Raw genomic sequence first — 23,210 nt, 5'->3', positions numbered from 1 at the left:
CCGATGACGCGGCCGTGTCCATCCGGTAACGGCGCCGGGGTCACCCTGCCGCGACGGTGAGCGGGAAGCGCAGGCCGCTCGCCCGGCGCACCGGCCGTTCGACGGCGGCGCGGACCGCGGCCTCTCCGCCGAGGACGCGGACCTGCTCCCGGGCCCGGGTCACCGCGGTGTAGAGCAGCTCGCGGGTGAGCAGCGGCGACTCCTGCGGCGGCAGGACGACGGAGACGGACCGGAACTGGCTGCCCTGCCCCCGGTGCACGGTCGTCGCGTAGACGGTCTCGACCGCGGGGAGCCGGTGCGGGCGGACGAGGAGCGGGGACCGCGGGTCGCCGAACGCCGCGACGAGCCCGGTGCCGTCCGCGACGAGGACGCCCGTGTCCCCGTTGTAGAGGCCGGTGTCGCGGTCGTTCGCGGTGACGATGAGCGGGCGGCCCGGGTACCACCGGCCGTGGTGGACCGGACCGTCCTCCGGCCCTTCCGGCCCTGCCGCCGCGAGCGCCCACGACTCGGCGAGAGCGGCCCACCGGGCCACGCCGAACGGACCGCGGCGGTGGGCGAGCAGCAGCCGGTGCGTCTCGAGGGCGGCGAGTGCGGTGCCGACGTCGCCGGTGCGGGCCGCGTGGAGGACGGCCCGGCCGGATGCCGCGACCTCGGCCCGCACGCCCGCGGCGCTGTCCTCGTCGGGCAGGGCGCCGCCGGTGTCGACGAACGTCACCGCGGCGTCCCCGCGGCGCAGGACGGCGAGGACGGCGTCGGCGTCCCCGGCGCGGATCGCCGTCGCGAGCTCGCCGATCGCCCCGTCGAAGCGGTGCGTCCGGGTGAGCCGGACGACGCCGTTGCGCAGCGCCGGCGCGTCCGCGGGCCCGACGTCCGCGTCCGCGGGGAGCGCCCGGGCGAGGGCGCCGGGGAGGTCGTCGGCGACGGGCGGCCGGGCGACGAGGTCGCCGAGCACCGCACCCGCCTCGACGGACGCGAGCTGGTCGGGGTCGCCGACGAGCACGAGCCGGGCGTCGGGCCGCAGGGCGTCGACGAGCCGGGCCATGAGGGTCAGCGACACCATGGACGTCTCGTCGACGACGACGACGTCGTGCGGGAGGCGGTGGTCCCTGTCGTGCGCGAACCGGGTGCTGCTGCCGGGCTTCCAGCCGAGGAGCCGGTGCACGGTGGTGGCCTCGGGCTCGCCGACGCGGCGCCGGTCCTCGGCGCCGAAGCGGGCCGCCTCGGCCCGGACGGCCTCCTGCAGCCGGGCGGCCGCCTTGCCGGTGGGGGCGGCGAGCGCGACCCGCAGCGGGGCACCACCGACCGACTGGAGGACGGCGAGCAGCCGCGCCACGGTCGTCGTCTTGCCGGTGCCCGGGCCGCCCGTCACCACGGTGACCCGGCTCAGCGCCGCGGTCGCGGCGGCGAGGCGCTGCCGGCCGTCGGTCTCGACGGGGAACAGCCGGGCCACGGCCCGGGCGACGACCACGGGTTCGACGCCGAGCACGCCGCGCGCGAGCCGGCCGTCGACCTCGGCGCGGACGACCTGCTCGTCGCGCCAGTACCGGTCGAGGTAGAGCCGGCCGTCGACCCAGCGGACCGGCGGGTCCGGCACCCGGGGGCGTCCGCCCGAGGCCTGCGGCGCGACCGGACCGGGACCGGGGGCCACGAGCGGGCTGCCGAGGATGGCGGCCTGCCAGGCGGCCAGGTCCGGCCAGGGCAGCCCCGCGGGCGCGGCGTCGGTGACGAGGACCCCGTCCTCGGCCTCGGGGACGGCGAGCGCGTCGAGGTCGTCGAGCGCGACGCACACCGAGCCGGACCGCAGGGCCCGGACGGCGAGCCCGACCGCCAGGAGCACCCGCTCGTCGTCCTCGCCGGTGAGCCGGCCGAGCCGGCGCGCGACCTGGACGTCGGCGGAGGCCAGGATCCCGGCGTCGTTGAACGTGCGCAGCAGCGGCCCGGCCGTGAGCGCGACCCGGGCCGGGACGGGCGCGGCCCGCCGGTCGGTGACGGTCACGGTGCCTCCCCCGTGTCGAGCAGCGCCGAGAGCCCGGCGACGAGCGCCCCCGGCGGCCGCCAGGCCATGACGCCGGCGGGCGTCCCGCCGACGGTCGGGGTCGACGGGCCGGCCATCCCGCGGACGAAGAGGTAGAGCCCCCCGCCGAGGTGGACCTCGGGGTCGTAGCCGGGCTGGCGCCACGTGAGGAAACGGTGCAGCGCCACGAGGTACAGCAGCAGCTGGAGCGGGTAGTCCGCCTCCGACATCGCCTCGACGAGCGCCTCGTGCCGGTAGTGCGCGGCCGTGAGCGGCTCGCCGGTGGGGGCGAGCCGGTTCGTCTTGTAGTCCACGACCAGGTAGCGCGGTTCACCGCCGGCGGCCGCGCCGTCACCGGCGGCCGGGCCACGGACGCGCAGCACGGCGTCGAGGCTCCCGGTGAGGTAGCCGCGCAGCCGGGTCGCGGCGAACGGCGCGTGGACGAGGTGGTCGGCGTACGGCCGGAACGGGTCGTCCGCCGGGAGGTGACGCCGGAGCAGGTCGCCGATCGCGGCGACCGTCGCCCCCTGGCCGGTCGGGGCGTCGCCGCCCGCGAGCGGCAGCTCGAACTCGAGCTCGGCGAGCCGGTCGACGGGGCTGACGTCCCGCAACGTGAGCCCGGGCGCCACCGGCCCGAGCGGGGTCGCGAGGACGGCGCCGAGCGCGGTCGCCAGAGCGGCCGGGTCGACGCCGCCGAACCGCGCGGCACCCGCGTCGCGGCAGCGTCGCAGCAGCTCGGCGTCGAGGTCGGCGGCGGAGGTGTCGACGTACTCGAGCACCTCGTGGACGAGCACGCCGAAGGCGGCCCCTGCGGGCAGGTCCGCGAGGGGCAGCGGGACCTCCTCGGACGCCGGGCCCGACGGACCGGCCGACGTGTCAGCCGACCTGTCGGGTGCGGCGGGGGCGGACGAGGGCAGCCCGGGTGCGGGCGGCGGCGGCTCGTCCTCGACGCCGCGGGTCTCGGGCTCGCTGGAGACCCCGGCGCCGCCCGGGCCGCCCGGGTCCCCCGGCGGGGCCTCGGCAACGCCGGCGGGTGCGCCGCCGAGGGCGGCCTCCGCGGCGTACCGCTCCTCGTGCGCGGCGGCGGTGAGGGCGGTGTACGAGGTGCGTCGCCACGTCGTGTCGAGCCTGCGGCCGAAGGGCGCGACCGCGAGGTCGGGGCGCCCGGCGCCGGCGGGGGCCCACCGGACCGGCGGCGGGAGCGTGTCGACGTGCTCGACGACGACCGTGCCGCCGGACGACGCCGCGAGGGCGTCGAACGCCTGGGCCGCCTCGTCGTCCCGGCCCACGGGGACGGTGGGCGGTGGCTCCTGGCCCGGTCCGGACCGCCCGAGCAGCACCCGGGACAGCGGGCCGGCCGCGGAGTTGCTCGAGGGCGCCCAGTGGACGACGACCTGGGAGCAGGCCCGGGTCAGGGCGACGTAGAGCAGCCGCAGGTCCTCGCCGCGCTCCTCGGCCATGTGGAGGGTGCGGGCGGTGTCGTAGCCGGGGGTCCCCGGGCCGCCGACGTCGAGCACCCGGGCCTCGCCGTCGTGGTGGCGCAGGATCGGCGGGGTGCTGCTCTCGAAGCGGTCCCACGCGAAGGGCACGTAGACGACGGGGAACTCCAGGCCCTTGCTCGCGTGGACCGTGACGACCTGGACCGCCGCCGCGTCGGTCTCCAGCCGGCGGCTGCGCTCCTCGGCGTAGTCGAGGGCCGCCTCGGCGATCCGCCGTCGCAGCCAGTCCGTGAGCGCGGCCACCCCGAGGCCGTCCGCCGTCGCGCTGAGGTGCAGCGACTGCGCGACGTGCCGCAGGTCGGTGAGCGTCCGCTCGCCCGTCGCCGTGCCGAGCAGCCGTTCGGCGAGCCCGTCCGCCGAGGCGGCCTCGAAGAGCGCCGCGACGCCGCGGGCCCCGAGCAGCTGGGCCCAGGACCGGACCCGGTCCGACAGCGCGTCGCGGTCCGCGTCGGTGGCGGTGCCGAGCCGTGTCGCGTCCCAGCCGACGAACGGCGTGAGCGCCGCGGCCGCCGTCCGGCCCGGGTTGCCGGGCTGCTCCAGCGCGACGAGCAGCGTGAGCCAGGCGCGCGCGGCCGGGGAGTCGAAGACGCTGCTGAGGCCGGAGACGACGGCGGGCACCCCGGCCGCGACGAGCGCGTCCCGGACCGTCGTCGCGTCGACGTTGCGCCGGGCGAGGACCGCGACGTCGGCCGGCACGAGGGGCCGCCACCCGGCGTCGTCCCGCAGCTGCGAGGACCCGAGCTGGCGGACGACGTCCGCCGCGACGTCCGTGGCGATCGCCTCCCGGACCGTCTGGACGAGCGGCTTGGTCGAGGACCGGGCGGGGACGCCGAACACGGGCCGGGTGAGGTGGCGCAGCCGCACCGGGGCTCCCCCGGTGAACCGGCGCTCGGGGTGGGCCGCCTCGACCGGCCGGACGACGATCCGTGGGTCGCCGAGCGCCGCGCCGCCGAGGAGGTGCTCCAGACCCGTGAGGAGCGGGGCGTCGCTGCGCCAGCTCCGGCCGAGCGTCGCGGAGTGGTCGGCGACCCCGCGGGCGGCGAGGTAGGCGACGACGTCGCCGCCGCGGAACGCGTAGATCGCCTGCTTGGGGTCGCCGATGAGGACGAGCGTCCGCCGCCCGTGGAAGGCGGTCGCGAGGATCTCCCACTGCACCGGGTCGGTGTCCTGGAACTCGTCGACGAGGACGACGTCGTACCGCGACCGGACCCGGGCCACCGCGCCGTCGCCGTGCGCCGGGTCGACGAGGGCATCCCTCAGCTCGACGAGCAGGTCGTCGTAGTCGAGGACGCGACGGGCCCGCTTGCGGCGGGTGACCTCGGCGGCGACCGCGCGGGCGAACGCGTACCGGTGACCGGCCGGCGAGTCCGGTGCGGCGGCGGCCGGTTCGAGCCGGGCCTGCGGGGAGCCGACGGCGGCCCGCGACACCTGCCGGGCCTCATCGACGCTCAGGGGCGGCACCGGGGTGTCGGCGTAGCGCAGCACGTAGAGGTCGTCGACGACCTCGTCGACGAGGTCGGCCAGGTCCGGCACGAGCACCGCGTCGGCGTCGACGTCCGCGGCGAGCCCGAGCGAGGCGAGCATCTGCTGGCAGAAGCCGTGGGTCGTCGCGATCGTCGCGGCGTCGAACTGCGCGAGCGCGGCGCGCAGGCGGCGCCGGCGGGCCGCGAGCTCGACGTCGTCGACGTCCGCGAGGTGCCGGACCAGCGGGTCCCGCGCGGTGCGCGCGTCGTCCGCGAGCAGGGCCCGCTCCGCGCTGACGAGCCGCTCCCGCACCCGGTCGCGCAGCTCGGAGGTCGCCGCCCGGCCGAACGTCACGAGGAGCAGCCGGGACAGGTCCGCGACCCCCTCGGCGACGTAGCGGGTCGCGAGGGCGGCGATGGTGAACGTCTTGCCGGTGCCGGCGCTCGCCTCGAGCACCGTGGTGCCGGTCGGCAGCGGGCCGCAGACGTCGAAGACGCCCGCGAGCGGCGGGGCGGCCGGGTGGTCCGTCGTCGTCATACCGTCCGCACCTCCTCGTGGGCGAGCAGGGGCTTCCACACCCGCAGGGCGAGGACACCGAGGCGGGTGGTGTCGGTGCCGTCGGCCGACCAGGCGGCCTCGTCCCGCTCCGGGACGCCCGCGACGAGCCCGATCGGAGCGGCCGGGCCCCAGACGAACACGTGGTAGCGGTCCTCGATCTCGAAGAGCTGCTTCCACGCCGAGGCGGCCTCGCCGAGGGCCTGCTCGGCGGAGTCCCCGGCGAGCCGGCTGCGGGCGTAGGCGGCCCCGGCCGCGGCGGGCAGCGGCAACGGGGCGCGCAGCGCGCGCTCCCGCAGCCGGACGAGGTTCTCCAGGACCGTCTGCGCGGTCGCGTGCGACGGGGCGGTCAGCGTCGCGCGCTGCGCCCCGCCCCGCCGCCCGCCGGTCCGGCCGACCGTCACGGCCTGCCACGGCCGGTCCGGGTCCGCCGCGACGAGGGCGAGCAGCTGGACCCACGCGCGCAGCCGGTGCTTCGCCCCGAGCCGGGAGAACACGGCACGCGCGACGGTGTCGCCGTGGACCCCGTCGACGGACCCCGTGACGGCGATCCCGACGGGCAGGTCGGCGGTGACGTCGACGACCGCGGGGTCGCCCGTGACGAACGGCTGGACGGCCGCCGCGACCGGCACCACCTGGCCCAGCACCCGGTCGAGCGCCGCCCGGCCGAGCTGCCGCGGCGGCACCTCGCCGCGCCGCCACTCCGCGTTCCGCGCCCGGTCGCGGTCGACACCCGCGAGCCGCGCGGCGAGGAGCCGGTCCCCGATCGCCCAGGTGCCGAGCCCGTCCAGGGCCAGCGGCAGCCGGTCGACGACGTCCTCCTCGTCGGCGGGCAGCGCGACCCCGAGCCGGTTGCGCAGGAACCAGCGCACCGGGTGCTCGAGGAGGTCGGCGAGGTCGCCGACGTCGACGGTGTCCGGTCGCGGGGGCGCCGGCAGCGCGGCCGGCAGGAACGGCACCCGGTCGCGGCGCTCGCCCCGGGCGACGACGGCCGCGCGGTGCGCGGCCCGGTCGTGGCTGAACGGGCCCGGGGTGCCGAGCGCACCGGCGGCGAAGTTGCGTTCGTCGACCGGCTGCAGCGGGTGCCGGACGACGACCTGCGACCGCACCGGTGCACCGTCCGGGGACGCGGCCGTCCGGTCGAGCGCGTCGAGGAGCTCGGCGACGGGGACGGCCGGCGGCCGGGCCGCCCCGGTCCGCTCGTCCGCGCCCGTGTAGAGGACGACGAGCCGCTCGCCGGCCGCGGCGACCGCGTCGAGGAACAGCTGGCGGTCCTCGCTGCGCCGGTCGCGCTCGCCGAGGCAGGGGTCGCGCAGGAGCAGGTCGTCGCCGTCGCCGCGGCTGCTCCGCGGGAACACCCCGTCGTCGAGGCCCAGCAGCGCGACGACCCGGTGCGGGACGGCCCGCATGGGCTCCAGCGAGCAGACCGTCAGCGCACCCGTCCGGAAGCCGGCCCGGGTGGGCCGCCCGGCGAGCCGGTCCGCGAGCAGCGCGCGGACGTCGGGCAGCCGCAGGACGGTGCCGTCACGCCCGGCGGCGGTCTGCCGGACCTCGGCGAGCACCTGCCGTGCCTGGACGCCCTGCCAGGCCTCCGTCGGCGGCGCGCCGGCGAGCAGGTCGAGGGCGTCGTCGAGGGTGTCGAGCCAGTCGGCGACCGGCCGCCTCCCGTCGAGCCGGGCCAGCACGGACCCGAGCCGCTCGAGCAGCTCGGCGAACCGCCCGGCGAGCGCCACCCCGGTGCTGTCGACGTCGTCGAGCGGCAGCGCCGGGCCGACGAAGCGGTGGTCCTCCTCGGCCATCGCGGCGCCGAGCAGGATCCGGTCGAGCGCCGCGTCCCAGGTGCCCTGCCGGACGAGCCCGAGGCCGAACCGGGCCCGGCGGGCGGCGTCCTCGCCCCAGTGCGCACCGGCGGCGGCCGACCACTCGCGGACCTGGTCGAGGTCGTCCTCGTCGAACCCGAACCGGTACCGGACGGGCGGGCTCGCGGCGAGGTCGAGCACCTCGGACGCGGTGACCCGGCCGTCGGCGAGGTCGAGCAGGGCGGCGAGCAGGCCGAGGTGCGGGTTCGTCTGGCGCAGCGACCGGTCCGCGACCCTGACCCGCAGCGTCTGCCCCGGGTGCGCACCCGTGGGGGCCTCGCCGTCCGGGGCCAGCCCGAACGTCGCGGCGACGAGCGGCGCCACCGCCTCGACGTCCGGGCACATGACGAGGACGTCGCGCGGCTCGAGCGTCGGGTCCTCGGCGAACAGGCCCACGAGCACCTCCCGGAGCACCTCGACCTGCCGGGCCCGGCCGTGGCACGCGTGCACCCGGACGCTGCGGTCCCCGGCGTCGAGCCGGTGCGGCACCGCCGGCTCGGCGTCGGCGCGCAGCGCGGCCTGGAGGGCACCGAGCAGCGTCGACGGCGGTGCGGGGGCCGGATGCGGCACGTCCACGACGCTGGTGCCGCCCGCCCCGCCGTCGAGGCCCAGGAGCCGGGTCTGCAGCTCGACGACGTCACGGGCCATCGAGGCGAGCACCGGGAGCCGCGCGACCGACCCGGCCGCAGCCCGCCGCCGTGACACCGGCACACCGCGCGCGGCCACCGCGGCCCAGAGCGCCGGCGAGGGGTGCACGAGCCACAGGTGGACGTCCCGGTGCCGGCCGAGGGCGTGCAGGACGCGGAGCTGGTCCTCGGGGAGCCGGGTCGGGCCGAAGACCGACAGCCGCGCGGGGACGTCGGCCGGGGCGGCGGTCGCGAGGGCGGCGAGCGCGGCGTCGAGCCGCTCGGCCGGGCCGGGGACGCCGAGCCTGGCCCGGACCCGGCGCCACAACTCGGGCTGCCAGCGCAGGTCGGCCGGCACCGGCGCCCCGGCACCGTCCTCGTCGCGCCCGGCCGCCCACGCCGTGACGAGGTCGGGGCGCTGCGCGCCGTACGCGCTGAGCAGACCCGCGACGTGCCGGGCGACGGCGAGCCGGCGGCCGCGGCGGAGCTCGTCGGGGTCGTGCCGGTCAGGGTCGTGCCGGTCAGGGTCGTGCCGGTCGGGGTCGTGCTGCTCGGCGCCGCCGGCCGGGCCGGGGTGCCCGAGGTGCCGCGCGAGGGCCGCGCACCACGGCTCGTCGAGCGACTCGTCGAGCGTGGCGAGCACCGCCCAGGTGAGCGGCTCGACACGCCACGGGTCGTCGTCCGTGCCCCCGCCGAGGACCCCCGCCAGCACCGAGCCGACGAGCCGGCCCGGCGACGAGAACGCGATGTTCGCGCAGACCCCGGCCTCGGTGCCCGGGGCGGCGCCGAGCCGGTGCGCCAGCCGCTGGGCGAGCCAGCGCTCGACCCCCTTCGTGGGCACCGCGACGAGCTCGGGGGCGAACGGGTCGTCCGGCGGGGCCGCGAGGACCTCGGCGAGCGGCCCGACGAGGGAGTCCGCGCGCTCGGACCGGTGCACGTGCAGCACGCCGACCCTCCCCTGCGCTCGCACCCGCCGGCCCGGACCCGGACCGCCGCCGCCCGGCAGGGGCGGCACCCGGACGACGCTAGCCGCCCGCCCGGACGCCCGTGCGCGCCGTCCACAGACCCGACGTCCCGGACGGCGTGTCGCGGCCCTGTGGACGGGTCGGCACCGGACGGCCGGCCAGGACCGAACCCCGGCGACCCGTCATCCGTCTTCCCCTGACGTGACCTCCCTCGGACCGGACGGCCCCGGCAGCCCCGTCGCCGGCAGCGCCGGCAGCGGGCCGGAGGCGTCCGTTCAGCGGGTGAGCACGGCTTCGCGGGCCGGGGCGGGCACCGTCCGGCGCCGGGCCAGCCACGCGACGTCCACCCAGAACGACCAGGTGAGCAGGGCCAGCGCCGCGGCGAGCACCGCGACGGTCGCCGCCCCGGGGAGCACCCCGGCGGCCGCCACGACGAGCACGACCCCCTGGACGGCGGCGACGACCTTGCGCGAGTACCGGGGCGGCAGCGCCTGCGCCGTCCACGGCAGCACGAAGGTCGCGACGAGGAACGCGTACCGCATGAGCCCGATCGCGAGCACCCACGCCCCGACGACGGGCACGAGCAGCGCACTGAGCACGAGCATGAGGAACGCGTCGACCTCGCCGTCGAACCGGGCACCGAGCGCGGTGGCGCTCCCGGTCCGGCGCGCGACGAAGCCGTCGACCGCGTCGAGGGCCAGCGCCACGACCGTGACGGCGACGAGCAGCCGCGACGCCGGCTCGCCGCTGAGCAGCGCCCGCGCGACGAGCCCGGTGACGACGGCGACGAGCACCGTCCGCACCGCGGTCACCGCGTTCGCGGCCCCGAACCGGGTCGCACCGGACGCCCGCAGACCGTTGCCGAGCAGCGCCCCGGCCCCGACGGCGACGGACAGCCCGGCCCCCGCGCCGGTGAGGTCGGCGGCGAGGTGCGAGATTCCGGTCATGTGGACTCCTCCGGCGCGGTACGGGCTCGACCGGGTATACGTACGCGGCGCCGGTCCGGTTCTGTCCGGCGCCGGCGAGTCCGCCGGCCGCCCCGGCCGGAGGCGCTCGTGAGCACGCGGGCGCGGGCGCTCTGGGTGGTCGGGCCGGGCCGCGCCGAGGTCCGGGACGTCGACCTCGCGCCGGCGGGCGCCGAGGACGTCGTCGTCCGCACCCTGTTCTCCGGCGTCAGCCGGGGCACCGAGAGCGTCGTCCTGCGCGGGGGCGTCCCGGCGAGCCAGCACGCGGCGATGCGGGCCCCGTTCCAGGAGGGCGACTTCCCGTTCCCGGTGAAGTACGGCTACCTGGCGGTGGGTGTCGTCGAGCAGGCGCCGGCGACGCCCCGGGGGGCGGCGCTGCTCGGCCGCACGGTGTTCGGCCTGTACCCGCACCAGAGCCGGTTCGTCGTGCCGGCGGACGCGGTGACCCCGGTGCCGGACGACGTCCCGGCCGGCCGGGCCGTGCTCGCCGGCGCGATGGAGACGGCGGTCAACGCGCTGTGGGACGCCGCCCCGCTCGTCGGCGACCGGGTCACCGTCGTCGGCGCCGGCATGGTCGGCGGCTGCGTCGCCGCGCTCCTGGCCCGGATGCCGGGCGTCGACGTGGAGGTCGTCGACGTCGACCCGGCCCGGGCCGCGGTCGCCGAGGCGCTCGGGGCGCGGTTCGCCCGACCGGACGACGCGGCGGGCGACCGGGACCTCGTCGTCCACGTGAGCGCGACGTCCGCGGGGCTGACCCGGGCCCTCGAGCTCGCCGCCCCGGAGGCCACCGTCCTCGAGGTGAGCTGGTACGGCGACCGGCCGGTCCATGTGCCGCTCGGCGAGTTCTTCCACCCGCGCCGGCTCGTGCTGCGCAGCAGCCAGGTCGGCAGCATCTCCCCCGCCCGCCGGGGCAGCCGCACGTACGCGGACCGGATGGCGCTGGCGCTGCGGCTGCTCGCCGACCCGGCCCTCGACGTCCTCGTCACCGGCGAGTCGGCGTTCGAGGACCTGCCGCAGGTGCTGCCCCGGCTGGCGTCCGGCGAGCTGCCCGCGCTGTGCCACCGCGTCCGGTACGACCCCTGACCGCCGCACGACCCGTCGAACGCCTGCCCCCGAGGAGCCCGATGTTCTCCGTCACCGTCCGCGACCACATGATGGTCGCCCACAGCTTCTCCGGCGCTGTCTTCGGCCCGGCCCAGAAGCTGCACGGCGCCACCTTCGTCGTCGACGCCACGTTCCGCCGTCCGGACCTCGACGCCGACGGGATCGTCGTCGACATCGGCCTCGCCGCGCAGGCCCTGCACGAGGTCGTCGGCTCGCTCTCGTACCGCAACCTCGACGACGAGCCGGTGTTCGCCGGCCGCAACACGACGACCGAGGTGCTCGCCCGGCACGTCGCCGACACCCTCGCCGAGCGGATCGCCGCGGGTGTCCTCGGCGAGGGCGCCCGGGCGGTCACCGGCCTCGTCGTCACGCTCCACGAGTCGCACATCGCCTGGGCCAGCTACGAACGGTCGCTGTGACGGGCACCGCGACGGACGCCGCGACGGGCACCGCGGCCCTCGGCCGGCTCGCGGCCGCCGGCGGCCTCGACGTCGTCGTGCCGTCGGGCGTCGACGACCCGCGGACCCCGAGCGGCGGCAACACGTACGACCTGCGGGTGGTCGAGGCGCTCGAGCGGCTCGGCGTGCCGGTCCGCCGGCACGACGTCGCCGGCGGCTGGCCCCGGCCGTCCGCGGACGACGAGCAGCGGCTGACGGCGCTGCTCGGCACGCTGCCGGACGGCGGCACCGTGCTCGTCGACGGCCTCGTCGGCTGCGGCGCGCCCGACCCGCTGGCCGCTGCGGCGGCGCGCCTGCGGCTCGCCGTGGTCGTCCACCTGCCGCTCGGGGACGAGACCGGGCGGCCGCCGGAGCGGGCCGCGACCCTCGCCGCCCGGGAGCGCCGGGCCGTGCACGCCGCGGCTGTCGTCGTCGCGACGAGCACGGCGACGGCGGCCCGGGTCGAGGCGCTCCACGACCTGCCCGCCGGCACGGTGGCGGTCGCCCCGCCGGGGGTCGACCGCGGGCCGGCCGCGGAACCCTCGGCGCACGGCGGCCGGTTGCTCTGCGTCGCGTCGCTGACCCCGCGCAAGGGCCAGGACGTGCTCCTGGCGGCCCTCGGGACGCTCGACCCGGCGCTGCCGTGGACGCTCGACTGCGTCGGACCGACCGGGAGCGCCGACCACGTCGCCGGGCTGCGGCGCACGCTCGCCGTGCGCGGCTGGGAGCAGCGGGTCCGCCTCGTCGGCCCGCTCACCGGCCCCGCCCTCGACGCCGCGTACGCCGCCGCCGACCTGCTCGTGCTCCCCTCGCACGCGGAGCCGTACGGGATGGTCGTCACCGAGGCCCTCGCGCGCGGTGTCCCGGTCGTCGCGAGCGACGTGGACGGCGTCCCGGAGGCGGTCGGGACGACCCCGGACGGCGGGCGGCCCGGCCTGCTCGTCCCGCCCGGCGACGTCCCGGCGCTCGCCGCCGGCCTGCGCCGCTGGCTCGAGGACCCCGCCCTGCGGACGGCGCTGCGGGCCAGGGCGGCCGTCCGCGGGGCCGGACTGCCCGGCTGGGACGGCACCGCCCGTCGGCTCGCCGCCGCGCTCGTCGACCGGAGGACCCCGTGAGCGTCACCGGCACCGACGGCACGGGCGCCGACCCGTCGACCTACTCCCCCGACTGGCTCGCCCTGCGCGAGCCCGCCGACGCGGCGGCCCGGGCAGGCGACCTCGCCGATGCCGTCGCGGCCGCGCTCGTCGAGGCGGTCCGGGCCGGACGCCGCCCGGCCGGCGCCCCGGTCGTCGTCCACGACCTCGGCTGCGGCAGCGGCTCGATGGGCCGATGGCTCGCCCCGCGGCTGCCCGGTCCGCAGCACTGGGTGCTCCACGACCGCGACCCCGCGCTGCTCGCGCTCGCGGCGTCCCGACCGGGGACGGCACCCGGGGGCGCGCGGGTCACGGTCGAGCCCCGTCGCGGCGTGCTCGGCGCACTGACCCCCGCCGACCTCGCAGGAGCCGACCTCGTGACCGCCTCGGCGCTGCTCGACGTCCTCACCGCGACCGAGGTCGAGGCCGTCGTCGCCGCGGTCGCCGGTGCCGGCTGCCCGGCCCTCGTCACGCTGTCCGTGCTCGGCCGCGTCGAGCTGGTGCCGCCGGACCCGCTCGACGTCGTCGTCGAGGCGGCGTTCAACGCCCACCAGCGGCGTCCCGTCGCCGGGCGCGCCCTCCTCGGGCCGGCAGCCGTCGAGGTCGCCGCGGCGGCGTTCGACCGTCACGGCTACGACGTCGAGGTCCGGCCGAGCCCCTGGCGGCTCGGCGGCCCGGACGGCGGCCTCGCCGCCGCCTGGTTCGACGGCTGGGCCGGTGCGGCGGCCGAGCACACCCCCGGCGTCGCCCCCGCGGAGTACCTCGACCGGCGGGCCGCGGCCGCCCGGGCGGGCACCCTGCACGTCACCGTCCACCACGCGGACCTGCTGGCCCGGCCACGGGGTGAACGGGGGCGACCGCCCGCACGTATCGACGGGTGAGGGTCCGCGGGCCGGGGCCCGCGACGGACCGGACGGGCCACGACGGGGCGAGGGAGGCGGGCATGCGCGTCACGACGACGGCCCTGCGCGCCGTGCGCCCGCACCTCGGGACCCTCGCCGGGCTCGCCGTCCTCGGCGCGCTGCTGCTGCGGCTCGGCGGCCGCCCGTTCCTCGACGGGGTCGCGGCCGTCGACGCCCCCACCCTGCTCGCCGCGCTCGGGCTGGGCGCCGTGACGACGACCGCCTGCGCCTGGCGCTGGACCGCGGTCGCCCGCGGCGCCGGTCTCGCGCTGGACCTGCGGACGGCGACCGCCGACTACTACCGCGCGGTCTTCCTCAACGCCGTGCTGCCGGGCGGCGTCCTCGGCGACGTCGACCGGGCCGTCCGGCACGGCCGGGACGCCCGCGACCTGCGCCGGGCCGCCGCGGCCGTCGCCGTCGAGCGCGCCGCCGGCCTTGTCGTCCTCGTGGCCGCGACCGCGGTCGCCCTCGTGGCCTCCGGCCCGGCCCTGCTGCCCGTGCCCCGGTCGTGGGTCGCGGCCGGGCTCGTCGTCGCCGCCGTCGTCGGCGTCGGCGCGCGCGGCCGGGGTGGACGCGCCGGTCGGCCGCGTCGTCCCGCTCGCCCTCGTCGCGTTCGTCGCGATGTCGCTGCCGCTCAACGTCGGCGGCTGGGGACCGCGCGAGGGCGCCGCCGCGTGGGCGTTCGGCGCGGCCGGGCTCGGGGCCGCCCAGGGCGTCAGCGCCTCGGTCGCCTTCGGGGTCTGCGTCCTCGTCTCGAGCCTGCCGGGCGCGGTCGTCCTCGTCGTCCGGCGGGTGCGGCCCGCTGCGCCGACCGCTGCATCGACCGGCGCGCCGGACGAGCCGCCCGCCGTCGCCGACCTGGTCGCCCGATGACGGCCCGGTCAGCCCGCGAGGGCCTCGCGGTCGAACCGCTCCGAGAGCCCGTACCGCAGCAGGACGACGTCCCCGATCTGGCGCACCTCCGCGAGGAGGGCGCGGCGACCCCGGTCCTGCGGGAAGCGGCCCGCGCCGAGCAGCCGCGGCGCCTGCGCCTCGCCGACGAACAGCGGCGCCACGGAGAGGTGGAGCTCGTCGGCGAGCCCCTCCCCGATGAGCTGCGTGTGCATCGTCTGCCCGCCCTCGACCATGAGCCGCTCGACGCCGCGCTCGTAGAGGTCCGCGAGGACGAGCCCGAGGTCGACCGGGTCGCCGGCGTCGAGCACCGTGGCGCGCGCCCCGAGCCGCTCGCGGGCCGTGCCGTACCCGGGGGTCGCGGCGTAGACGAGGCGCTCGGCGTCCCCGCACGTGAAGAACGCGGCGTCCGGGTCGAGGCAGCCGCGGCCGGTGAGCACGACCTTCGCGGGCGTCTCGGGGACGCCCCGCGCCAGCCGCTGCGCCCGGCGCTCCGGGCAGCGCACGAGCAGGCGGGGGTTGTCCCGGCGCACCGTCCGGGCCCCGACCATGATCGCGTCGCAGCCGGCCCGGGTCGCGTCGACGCGGTCGAAGTCCGCGTCGTTCGACAGCATGAGCCGCTGCGACGAGGCGTCGTCGAGGCAGCCGTCGATGGACGTGCTGCAGCTGAGCACGACGTACGGTCGCTCTCCCACTGTCCTGTCCTCCCGCCCGCCGCCCGGCTCCCGCCGCAGCGGCGGGGCTGCTCGCCCCGCGCCGGCCCCGGCCGCTCCCTGCTGCCGTGACCACTTCCCGATCCGAGGACAGGACGCCGATGGCCGACCCGCTGCCCCTGCCGGGCACCCCCGAGACCCGGACCGCCACCCACGGGCGGACCCCTCCCGAGGCCGCCGTCCGGCGGCGGGTGACCGTGCCGCTGCGTGCACCCGACGGCTATGAAACGCGGGCGGACGTGTTCACGTTCGACGGTCTCGTCGACGGCAAGGAGCATCTCGCCCTCGGCCTGGGCGACTGGCAGCGCTCGCTGCGCCGGGCCGCGGCCGTGGGCCGGGGCACCCTCGTGCGGGCGCACTCGGAGTGCCTCACCGGCGACGTCCTCGGCTCGCTGCGCTGCGACTGCGGCCCGCAGCTGCGCGAGGCGCTCGAGCGCGTCACCGAGGTCGGCGGGTTCGTGCTCTACCTGCGCCAGGAGGGCCGCGGCATCGGGCTCTACGCCAAGCTCGACGCCTACGCCCTCCAGGACGACGGCCTCGACACGTACGCGGCGAACCGCAGCCTCGGGCACGCGGACGACGAGCGCGACTACGCCGCGGCCGCCCAGATGCTCCGCACGCTCGGGGCCCACCGGGTCGCCCTCCTCAGCAACAACCCCGACAAGGCGGTGCAGCTCGAGGCGTACGGGGTCGAGGTCACCGAGCGGGTCCCGACCCGGGTGCACCTGTCCGCGGCGAACGCGGGCTACCTCACCGCGAAGGTCCGCCACACGGCGCACACCATCGACCTGCCGTCGGTCGTCCCCGAGGCCGCCGACGGCTGAGCGGGAGCCCGCTCTCGCGACCGGTCGGCTCGTGTATCCTCGGCCGCCGCTGCGGCGGCCGAGGGGCGGCCCGACGGAGGGGACCGATGAGCGAGCAACCGCAGGGCCCGGGCTGGTGGCTGGCATCCGACGGCCGCTACTACCCGCCCGCGCAGGCGCCTCAGGCACCGCAGGCACCGCAGGCCCAGTTCGCGCCGGTCTCCCCGCCGTCCCAGTACCAGCCGCCCGCCCCCGGTGCCGGACCCGTGCCGTCGTCCGGCATGAGCGGGTGCGGCAAGGTCGCGCTCGTCGCGGGGGGCGTCCTGCTCGTCCTCGGCGTCGTGGTCGTGGTCGCCGTCGTCATCGGCGTCCGGTGGCTCGGGAACAAGGCCACGGAGTTCGTCGAGCCCGGCAGCTGCGAGATCACGTCCGACGCCGTCGTCAGCGAGGCGCTCGGGACGCCGATCACGCTGGAGAAGGGCACCGGGCTGGGCGGTCTCGTGTCGGGGATCATCGACGCCAGGGTGCTCGCGGACGCGCCGTCCTGCTGGGGGTCGGCCGCCGGCGAGGACTCCGGCGGCCTGCTCGTGCGCGTCGCGGTCGTCCGCGGCGGCGACGCCGCGGCCCGGTTCCAGGCCGAGGTGAAGCAGGCCAAGGGGGTCGTCGTGTCGAGCACCGACGACGGCGAGGGGACGAGCACGACGGTCGAGACGACGCCGTACTACGGCACGGCGGTCGAGGGGATCGGCGACGAGGCGTTCTGCACCTCGCTGGGCCTCACGGGAACCGTCGGCATCCTGGTCCGTTCCGGCGAGGACCTGGTCTACGCCAGCGTCGGGGGCACTCCTGACGGCACCGCCACCGACCTGCTCGACGAGACGGCCGGCTGCGAGCGGGCCCGGAAGCTCGCCTCCGCGGTGCTGGCAGGCTGAGCGGCGCTCGTCCCCCGCGGGCAACCCGGTGGCCGAAAACTGGCCACCCGGGACGAGTCGGGCGGCCCGCACCGCTGCCTACCGTTCCTCTCTGGCGACGACGCAGAGGGGTTGCCGATGTCCACCGACACATCAGCCGGGCGGGCCGCCGCCTCCGGCGCCGCGGGTGACGCGCACCCGACGCCGGACCGGAACGAGGGCCTCACCTCGGCCGACCTGCGCGACCTGTCACCGGCGGACCAGGACCTGCGCCTGTACCGCGCGATGGCGTTCGTCCGGGCCTTCGAGGAGCGCGTCGAGACCCTCTACAAGCAGGGCCAGGTCCGCGGCCCGGCCCACCTCGCGCTCGGGCACGAGGCCGTCGCGGTCGGCGTCGGCGCGGCGCTCGGCCCCCAGGACCGGTCGATCGGCACCTACCGCGGCCACCACCACGCGCTGGTCCGCGGCACCCCTCCCGACGGCATGATGCTCGAGCTGCTCGGCCGGGCCGGTGGTGTCTGCGGCGGCAAGGGCGGCTCCATGCACGTCCTCAGCGTCGAGCACGGCTACCTCGGGTCGCACGCCATCATCGGCGCCCACCTGCCGGTCGCGGCCGGGCTCGGCTGGGCGAGCCAGGTGCTCGGCGACGGCCGGGTCACCGCCTGCTTCTTCGGCGACGGGGCGACGAACATCGGGGCCTTCCACGAGGCGCTCAACCTCGCGGCCGTCTGGCACCTGCCCGTCGTCTTCGTCTGCGAGAACAACGGGTACATGGAGTACACCCCGATCGAGACCGTCGTCCCGGTGACCTACCCCGCGGCGGACCGGGCGGCCGCCTACGGGCTCCCGGCGATCACCGTCGACGGCAACGACGTGAGCGCCGTCCGGGAGGTCGCCGTCGCGGCCGTCGCGACCGCGCGCCGCGGCGAGGGCCCGGTGCTCGTCGAGGCCCGCACCTACCGGCACAGCGGCCACTCGGTCGCCGACCCGGCCGCGTACCGGCCCGTCGGCGAGGTCGAGGCGTGGAAGGAGCGCGACCCGCTCGCCGTGCACCGGGACGCCGCCCTCGCGCGCGGCGGCGACCCGGCGGCGTACGAGGCGGTCCTGCCGCAGGTCCGCGAGCAGGTGGCGGCGATCGCCCGCCGGGCGCAGGAGGCGCCGGTGCCCGACGCCGCGGACGCCTGGACCGACGTCTGGAGCGACGGGAGCAGCACGTGGCGGAGCTGACGTACCGGGAGGCGGTCGCGGCCGGCCTGGCCCGGGAGATGGACCAGGACCCGACCGTCGTCCTCATCGGGGAGGACCTGCGCGCGGGCGGGGTCTTCAAGACGACGAAGGGGCTCTTCGAGCGGTTCGGGCCCGTGCGCGTCCGGGACACCCCGATCTCCGAGCAGGCGATCGTCGGGGCCGCGATGGGCGCCGCGATGGGCGGCCTGCGGCCGGTCGCCGAGATCATGTTCAGCGACTTCTACGCGACGTGCTGGGACGGCGTCGTCAACGAGATCGCCAAGGCCCGCTACATGAGCGCGGGCCGGCTGACCCTGCCGCTCGTCATCCGCTCGGCGAACGGCGGCGGCATCGGCTTCGGCGCCCAGCACAGCCAGGCCACCGAGAACTGGGCGATGTGCGTACCCGGTCTGAAGATCGCGTGCCCGTCGACGCCCGGCGACGCCGTCGGCCTCCTCGCGGCCGCGGTCCGCAGCGACGACCCGGTCCTCGTCTTCGAGCACAAGGCGCTCTACGGCGTCCGCGGTGAGGTCCCGGACGGCGACCACGTCGTCCCGCTCGGCCGGGCCGCGGTCCGCCGCTCGGGCGCCGACGTGACGCTCGTCGGGCTCGCCTCGACCGTGCCGATGTGCCTCGCCGCGGCCGCCGACCTCGCCGCGGCCGGTGTCGAGGCGGAGGTCATCGACCTGCGCTGCCTCGTCCCGCTCGACGCCGCGACGGTGCTCGCCTCGGTCGGGCGGACCGGTCGGCTCGTCGTCGTCGAGGAGAACCCCGGGCAGCTCGGCTGGGGCGCCGCGGTGGCCGCCCTCGTCGCCGAGGAGGCCTTCGGGGACCTGCGGGCGCCGGTGCTGCGGGTCAGCGGCGGCAACGTCCCGTTGCCGGTCGCCAAGGAGCTCGAGGCGGAGGTCTCCCCGAGCGCCGCCAAGGTCGTCGCCGCGGTCCACCGCGCCCTCGACCACCGCCGGGTCGCGCCGGTGCCGTGACGCCCGCCGTCCCGGGCCCGGGCGAACAAGACCCGGGCGCATCTTCGTCCGGAGGGGACATGCCCGAACCGCCGCACCGGACCGGATGCTGACCCGGTGAGGATCGCGATCGGCATCGGCGCCGAGCTCGTCGGACGGCCACTGCTCCCCGCGGAGGTCGCCCAGCAGGCGTGCGACGCCGAAGCGGCGGGCTTCGGCTCGGCGTGGACGGTGCACCTGTCCCGCGGCATCGACGCGCTCAGCGTCCTCGCCGTCGCCGGCAGCCGCACCTCGACGATCGACCTCGGCGTCGGCGTCGTCCCGACCTACCCGCGTCACCCGCACGCGCTCGCCCAGGCCGCGGCCACCGTCCAGTCGCTCTGCGGCGGCCGGCTCACCCTCGGCGTCGGGGTCTCGCACAGGCCGGTGATCGAGGGTCTCTTCGGCCTGCCGTACACCTCCCCCGCTGCGCACATGCGCGAGTACCTGTCGGTGCTCGTGCCGCTGCTGCGCGACGGCACGGTGACCTACCGCGGCGAGCACTTCAGCGTCGACGGCGGGTTCGGCGTCCCCGGCACGAGCCCGGTGAGCGTCGTCGTCGGCGGGCTCGGCCCGCTCATGGTCGCCGCGGCCGGTGAGCTCGCGGACGGCACGGTGACGTGGCTCGCGACCCCGCACGGCCTCGCGTCCGACATCGGCCCGCGGCTGCGCGCCGCGGCCGACGGCGCCGGCCGCCCGGCGCCCCGGCTCGTCGCCGCGATCCCGGTCGCGGTCTGCGGCGGCGACGACGCGTCGAGGGCCGCCGCCCGCGAGGCCGCCGGCACGGTCTTCGCCCGGTACGCCGGCCTGGAGAACTACCAGCGCCTCATGGCGCGCCAGGGCGTCGAGCACGTCGCGGACGTCGCGGTCGTCGGCACCGAGGAGGACGTCGCCCGGCAGCTGCGGGCGTACGCCGACGCCGGCACGACCGAGCTCTGGGCGACCCCGTTCGGGCTCGGCGCGGCCGGTGCACCGGACGACGGCACCGCGGCGCGCACGACCGCGTTCCTCGCCGGGCTGGCCCGGGAGGGCCTGTGACGGGCCGGCTCGGGAAGTACGCCCCGGAGCTCGTCGAGGGCGGGTTCGCCATCGAGGTCGCCGACGCGCCGCTGCTCCACGAGGGCATCGACCTCGCCGACCTCGCGCACCTCGTCGTCCTCACAGAGCAGCACCTCGTCCCGCAGGACGCCGCGGCCCGGCTGTTCGCCGTCCTCCTCGAGGCGCACGCGACGCCGGTCGAGACGTTCGGGTACGACCCGGTGCACGGCGAGACGTACAACTGCCGGGAGCGGGTGTTCGCGGCCCGGATCGGGGACGACGCGGGCTGGCTGCACGTGGCCCGCACCCGGCGCGAGGCGGTCCGGGTGGCGCTGCGGCTGCGGCTGCGCACCGACCTGCTCGACCTCGTCGCGGCCGCCGCCGGGTTCGTCCGGGCCGTCGCCGACCAGGCGGACGCCCACGCCGAGACCTACCTCGCCGACCAGACGTACCTCCAGCACGCCCAGCCGTCGACGTTCGGGCACTACCTGCTCGCCTTCGCCTACCCCGTTCTGCGGGACGTCGAGCGGCTTCAGGCGGACCTCGCGGCGCTGAACCGCAGCGCGGGCGGCGTCGGCAGCGTCAACGGCGGCCGGCTGCCGTACGACCGGCAGCGGGTCAGCGACCTGCTCGGGTTCGACGGGATCCTCGAGCACACCCGGGACGCGATGTGGGCGACCGACGGGATGGTCTCCGCGCTCGCCTCCGCGACGAGCCTCGTGACGACGCTGAGCAAGCTCGCGGAGGACCTGGAGATCTGGGCGAGCAACGAGTACGGCTGGCTCCAGCTCGCCGACGGCCACTCGCGCAGCAGCGTCATGATGCCGCAGAAGCGCAACCCGTACGCCCTGTCGATGGTCCGCGGCGAGGCCGGCATCCTCATCGGCCGGCTCACCGGGCTGCTCACGGTCTGCCGGACGCCGTCCGCCCGCAGCGACGGGATGATCTTCGCGTACGGCGAGGTGCCGCGGGCCCTGTCGCTCGCCGTCCGGGCGACCCGGCTCATGGCCGGCGTCGTCGCCGGCGTCGAGGTCGACGCCCCGGCGATGCGCCGGGCCCTCGACGCGTCGTTCACCCAGGCGACCGACCTCGCCGAGCACGTCATGACGACCTGCGGGCTCGACTACCGGACGGCGTACGAGGTCGTCGGGGCCGCCGTCCGCACCGCGGCTGCTGCGGGCCTCGCGGGTCGCGACCTCACCGGCGACATGCTCGACGCGGCCGCGGTGACCGTGACCGGGGCCCCGCTCGGGCTCGCCGGCACCGACCTCGGCGGCGTCCTCGACGCGGCCGCGGTGGTCGCCACCCGGACCGGCCCCGGTGGTGCCGCCCCGGACGTCGTCCGCGCCATGGCCGGCCGCTGCCGGGCCGACGCGGACGCCGTCGTCGCCGCCGTCGACGACCGCCGGGCGGCCTTCGCCGCCGCCGAGACCGCCCTGCTCGACCTCGCCCGCGCCGCAGCGGCCGACCTGCCCGCCCCCGCCCCCGCAGTTCCCGAGAAGGGTTGACCACCATGGACATCCGCGACGAGCACCCGAACCTCGCCGAGTGGAACCACCTCATCGAGTCCTGCCTGAGCGACCCGGACTCGGAGCCGATCCTCAACCTCGAGCGCGACAGTCCCGACGGCAGCGAACCCCTGTACGACGCGGTGTTCATCGGCGGCGGCGCCGGTGGCCGGTTCGGCGCGGCGTACATGAAGGCCATGGGCGGGCGGCCGCTCATCATCGACGCGTGGCCGTTCCTCGGCGGTTCGTGCCCGCACCAGGCCTGTGTGCCGCACCATCTCTTCTCGGAGGCGGCCGAGGAGCTCGACCGGATGCGCTGGTTCTCCGACGAGCTGTTCTTCCCGAAGTTCGACGCCTCCCGGGCGAGCATCCTCGGTCTGGTCAAGCTCTTCCTCGCCGGCCGTGGCAGCGCCCACGCGTTCATGAACTGGCAGACCAAGGAGCAGCTCGAGGTCGAGTACGTGCTCAACGCGCGGGCGACGATCGTGGACAAGAACACGGTGACGGCCGCCGGCCGAACGTTCCGGGCGAAGAACCTCGTCCTCGGCATGGGCGCCCGGCCGGTCTGGCCGGACATCCCCGGCCTCGACCTCGCGGGCGTCTACGACTTCGTCTCGCTCGTCGAGGACCTCGACTACGAGCCGACCCGCTGCGTCATCATCGGCGGCAGCAAGGTGGCCATGGAGTACGGCTCGTTCTTCCAGGCGACGGGCTGCGAGACGACGATCGTCTCCCGGTCGCAGCTCATGCGGACCAAGAGCCTGCACCACGTCGACGAGGACCTGCGCCAGTACGTCGTCGAGGGCATGCGCAAGCGGGGCATGGAGATCCTCGAGGGCGCGCACCCGGTGCGGGTCAACGGCACCGACGGCCGTGCGACGAGCGTGACGGTGCGGCTCGCCGACGGCACCGAGACCGACCTGCCGTGCGACATGGTCTACATGGGCACCGGCGAGCGGCCCAGCCTCAACGGCGCCGACGAGATCCTCGGCGTCGAGGTCTCCGACACCGGGCGGGTCGTCGTCAACAAGCGGATGCAGACCGGGGTGCCCGGGGTGTACGCCATCGGCGACATGATCGACGGCCCGATGGAGATGTTCAAGGCCCGCAAGAGCGGCGTCACCGCGGCCCGGAACATCATGGGCGAGGACCTCGAGTTCGACTACAGCGAGTACCCCGACTTCCTCCACACCACCTACGAGGTGACGTGGGTCGGGCTCACCGAGGCCGAGGCGCGTGAGCGGTTCGACGACGTCGTCATCATCCAGATGCCTCCCACCGTCAAGGGCCTCGACACCCCGAACCTGCCGCTGCCCTGCGCCGAGGGCACGATGCTCTACGCGTTCAGCAAGCCCGAGCTGTCGGGCTTCCAGAAGCTCGTCGTCGACGGTGCCAGCCGCAAGGTCGTCGGGGCGCACCACGTCGGGTACGGCGCGAAGGACGCCTTCCAGTACCTCGACCACCTCATCCACCGGCCCGAGGGCCTCACCGTCGACGCGCTCGGCTGGATGAACGAGCTGTTCCTCAACCCGGAGCACTTCGTCCAGCTGTCCCGGCTGCGCGCCGGCAGCGCGGAGCTCCGGAACCTGTAGGCG

The 23,210-nt window shown here is 77.4% G+C and carries 17 protein-coding genes and 1 pseudogene; 13 read left to right on the top strand and 5 right to left on the bottom strand.

What is annotated here, in order from left to right; all coding sequences use genetic code 11:
- Nucleotides 1-40: 40 nt before the first annotated feature.
- The 4 genes from recD to ECOMGDLI_RS21900 all read right to left on the bottom strand — a co-directional run bounded on the left by recD (nucleotide 41) and on the right by ECOMGDLI_RS21900 (nucleotide 9,929).
- Entirely contained in the window at nucleotides 41-1,996 is a 1,956-nt protein-coding gene (gene recD / locus ECOMGDLI_RS21915) for an exodeoxyribonuclease V subunit alpha (RefSeq protein ID WP_233153584.1), read from the bottom strand.
- Nucleotides 1,993-5,514 (bottom strand): UvrD-helicase domain-containing protein, encoded by a 3,522-nt coding sequence (locus ECOMGDLI_RS21910; RefSeq protein WP_088318982.1) that lies wholly within the window; start codon nucleotides 5,512-5,514, stop codon nucleotides 1,993-1,995. The genes recD and ECOMGDLI_RS21910 overlap by 4 nt, the downstream gene beginning before the upstream one ends.
- The gene (recC, locus tag ECOMGDLI_RS21905) at nucleotides 5,511-8,963 is read right to left on the bottom strand and encodes an exodeoxyribonuclease V subunit gamma (RefSeq protein WP_088318981.1); all 3,453 of its coding nucleotides are present in this window, start codon (nucleotides 8,961-8,963) and stop codon (nucleotides 5,511-5,513) included. Before recC ends, ECOMGDLI_RS21910 begins: the two co-directional genes overlap by 4 nt.
- Before the next feature lie 294 nt (nucleotides 8,964-9,257).
- Complete coding sequence (locus ECOMGDLI_RS21900; RefSeq protein WP_088318980.1) at nucleotides 9,258-9,929, bottom strand: CDP-alcohol phosphatidyltransferase family protein; 672 nt, start codon at nucleotides 9,927-9,929, stop codon at nucleotides 9,258-9,260.
- Nucleotides 9,930-10,037: 108 nt separating this feature from the next.
- On the opposite strand from ECOMGDLI_RS21900, the gene ECOMGDLI_RS21895 reads away from it, so the two are divergent.
- The 6 genes and pseudogenes from ECOMGDLI_RS21895 (at nucleotide 10,038) to ECOMGDLI_RS33960 (ending at nucleotide 14,396) form a co-directional block, all read left to right on the top strand.
- On the top strand, nucleotides 10,038-11,030 hold the full coding sequence (locus ECOMGDLI_RS21895; RefSeq protein ID WP_088318979.1) for a zinc-binding alcohol dehydrogenase: 993 nt from the start codon (nucleotides 10,038-10,040) through the stop codon (nucleotides 11,028-11,030).
- Nucleotides 11,031-11,071: 41 nt separating this feature from the next.
- Nucleotides 11,072-11,470: a 6-carboxytetrahydropterin synthase gene (locus ECOMGDLI_RS21890; protein ID WP_088318978.1), complete on the top strand. Its 399-nt coding sequence runs from the start codon at nucleotides 11,072-11,074 to the stop codon at nucleotides 11,468-11,470.
- Nucleotides 11,467-12,603 (top strand): glycosyltransferase family 4 protein, encoded by a 1,137-nt coding sequence (locus ECOMGDLI_RS21885; protein ID WP_088318977.1) that lies wholly within the window; start codon nucleotides 11,467-11,469, stop codon nucleotides 12,601-12,603. Before ECOMGDLI_RS21890 ends, ECOMGDLI_RS21885 begins: the two co-directional genes overlap by 4 nt.
- A complete protein-coding gene (locus ECOMGDLI_RS21880) occupies nucleotides 12,600-13,502 on the top strand; it encodes a class I SAM-dependent methyltransferase (RefSeq protein ID WP_088318976.1) in 903 nt (300 codons plus the stop codon). The genes ECOMGDLI_RS21885 and ECOMGDLI_RS21880 overlap by 4 nt, the downstream gene beginning before the upstream one ends.
- A gap of 62 nt (nucleotides 13,503-13,564) precedes the next feature.
- Nucleotides 13,565-14,116, top strand: a pseudogene (locus ECOMGDLI_RS36950) (lysylphosphatidylglycerol synthase domain-containing protein); the annotation flags it as partial.
- Nucleotides 14,091-14,396 (top strand): hypothetical protein, encoded by a 306-nt coding sequence (locus ECOMGDLI_RS33960; protein ID WP_143447840.1) that lies wholly within the window; start codon nucleotides 14,091-14,093, stop codon nucleotides 14,394-14,396. The pseudogene ECOMGDLI_RS36950 and the gene ECOMGDLI_RS33960, both read left to right, overlap by 26 nt.
- A gap of 8 nt (nucleotides 14,397-14,404) precedes the next feature.
- Here ECOMGDLI_RS33960 and ECOMGDLI_RS21870 read toward each other — a convergent pair whose 3' ends face one another.
- Nucleotides 14,405-15,109, bottom strand: a complete 705-nt coding sequence (locus tag ECOMGDLI_RS21870; RefSeq protein WP_088318975.1) for a dihydrofolate reductase family protein — start codon at nucleotides 15,107-15,109, stop codon at nucleotides 14,405-14,407.
- A gap of 86 nt (nucleotides 15,110-15,195) precedes the next feature.
- Between ECOMGDLI_RS21870 and ribA the strand changes: the two genes are divergently transcribed.
- The 7 genes from ribA (at nucleotide 15,196) to ECOMGDLI_RS21835 (ending at nucleotide 23,207) form a co-directional block, all read left to right on the top strand.
- Nucleotides 15,196-15,951 carry a GTP cyclohydrolase II gene (gene ribA, locus ECOMGDLI_RS21865; RefSeq protein ID WP_233153583.1) on the top strand — a complete coding sequence of 252 codons (756 nt, stop codon included), beginning with the start codon at nucleotides 15,196-15,198 and terminating at the stop codon, nucleotides 15,949-15,951.
- 86 nt (nucleotides 15,952-16,037) lie between these two features.
- The gene (locus tag ECOMGDLI_RS21860) at nucleotides 16,038-16,862 is read left to right on the top strand and encodes a hypothetical protein (RefSeq protein WP_088318973.1); all 825 of its coding nucleotides are present in this window, start codon (nucleotides 16,038-16,040) and stop codon (nucleotides 16,860-16,862) included.
- A gap of 117 nt (nucleotides 16,863-16,979) precedes the next feature.
- Nucleotides 16,980-18,068: a thiamine pyrophosphate-dependent dehydrogenase E1 component subunit alpha gene (locus ECOMGDLI_RS21855; RefSeq protein WP_088318972.1), complete on the top strand. Its 1,089-nt coding sequence runs from the start codon at nucleotides 16,980-16,982 to the stop codon at nucleotides 18,066-18,068.
- Between the two features lie 38 nt (nucleotides 18,069-18,106).
- The gene (locus tag ECOMGDLI_RS21850) at nucleotides 18,107-19,051 is read left to right on the top strand and encodes an alpha-ketoacid dehydrogenase subunit beta (RefSeq protein ID WP_369812783.1); all 945 of its coding nucleotides are present in this window, start codon (nucleotides 18,107-18,109) and stop codon (nucleotides 19,049-19,051) included.
- A 96-nt stretch (nucleotides 19,052-19,147) separates the two neighbouring features.
- Nucleotides 19,148-20,107 carry a TIGR03564 family F420-dependent LLM class oxidoreductase gene (locus tag ECOMGDLI_RS21845; RefSeq protein WP_088318970.1) on the top strand — a complete coding sequence of 320 codons (960 nt, stop codon included), beginning with the start codon at nucleotides 19,148-19,150 and terminating at the stop codon, nucleotides 20,105-20,107.
- Nucleotides 20,104-21,615 (top strand): argininosuccinate lyase, encoded by a 1,512-nt coding sequence (locus ECOMGDLI_RS21840; protein WP_088318969.1) that lies wholly within the window; start codon nucleotides 20,104-20,106, stop codon nucleotides 21,613-21,615. Before ECOMGDLI_RS21845 ends, ECOMGDLI_RS21840 begins: the two co-directional genes overlap by 4 nt.
- 5 nt (nucleotides 21,616-21,620) lie before the next feature.
- Nucleotides 21,621-23,207, top strand: a complete 1,587-nt coding sequence (locus ECOMGDLI_RS21835) for an NAD(P)/FAD-dependent oxidoreductase (RefSeq protein WP_088318968.1) — start codon at nucleotides 21,621-21,623, stop codon at nucleotides 23,205-23,207.
- The last annotated feature ends 3 nt before the right edge of the window (nucleotides 23,208-23,210 follow it).

The sequence above is a fragment of the Kineosporia sp. R_H_3 genome (genome assembly GCF_002198675.1).
In the GTDB taxonomy this organism is placed as follows: domain Bacteria; phylum Actinomycetota; class Actinomycetes; order Actinomycetales; family Kineosporiaceae; genus R-H-3.
The sequence above is the reverse complement of the archived record's forward strand: the minus strand, read 5'-3'. Positions and strand labels throughout refer to the sequence as shown.

Coding starts and splice junctions, on each gene's coding strand:
- ECOMGDLI_RS21910 (WP_088318982.1), bottom strand. CDS start 5,514: ATGACGACGACGGACCACCCGGCCGCCCCGCCGCTCGCGGGCGTCTTC.
- ECOMGDLI_RS21900 (WP_088318980.1), bottom strand. CDS start 9,929: ATGACCGGAATCTCGCACCTCGCCGCCGACCTCACCGGCGCGGGGGCC.
- ECOMGDLI_RS21890 (WP_088318978.1), top strand. CDS start 11,072: ATGTTCTCCGTCACCGTCCGCGACCACATGATGGTCGCCCACAGCTTC.
- ECOMGDLI_RS21860 (WP_088318973.1), top strand. CDS start 16,038: ATGAGCGAGCAACCGCAGGGCCCGGGCTGGTGGCTGGCATCCGACGGC.
- ECOMGDLI_RS21855 (WP_088318972.1), top strand. CDS start 16,980: ATGTCCACCGACACATCAGCCGGGCGGGCCGCCGCCTCCGGCGCCGCG.
- ECOMGDLI_RS21850 (WP_369812783.1), top strand. CDS start 18,107: ATGGACCAGGACCCGACCGTCGTCCTCATCGGGGAGGACCTGCGCGCG.
- ECOMGDLI_RS21835 (WP_088318968.1), top strand. CDS start 21,621: ATGGACATCCGCGACGAGCACCCGAACCTCGCCGAGTGGAACCACCTC.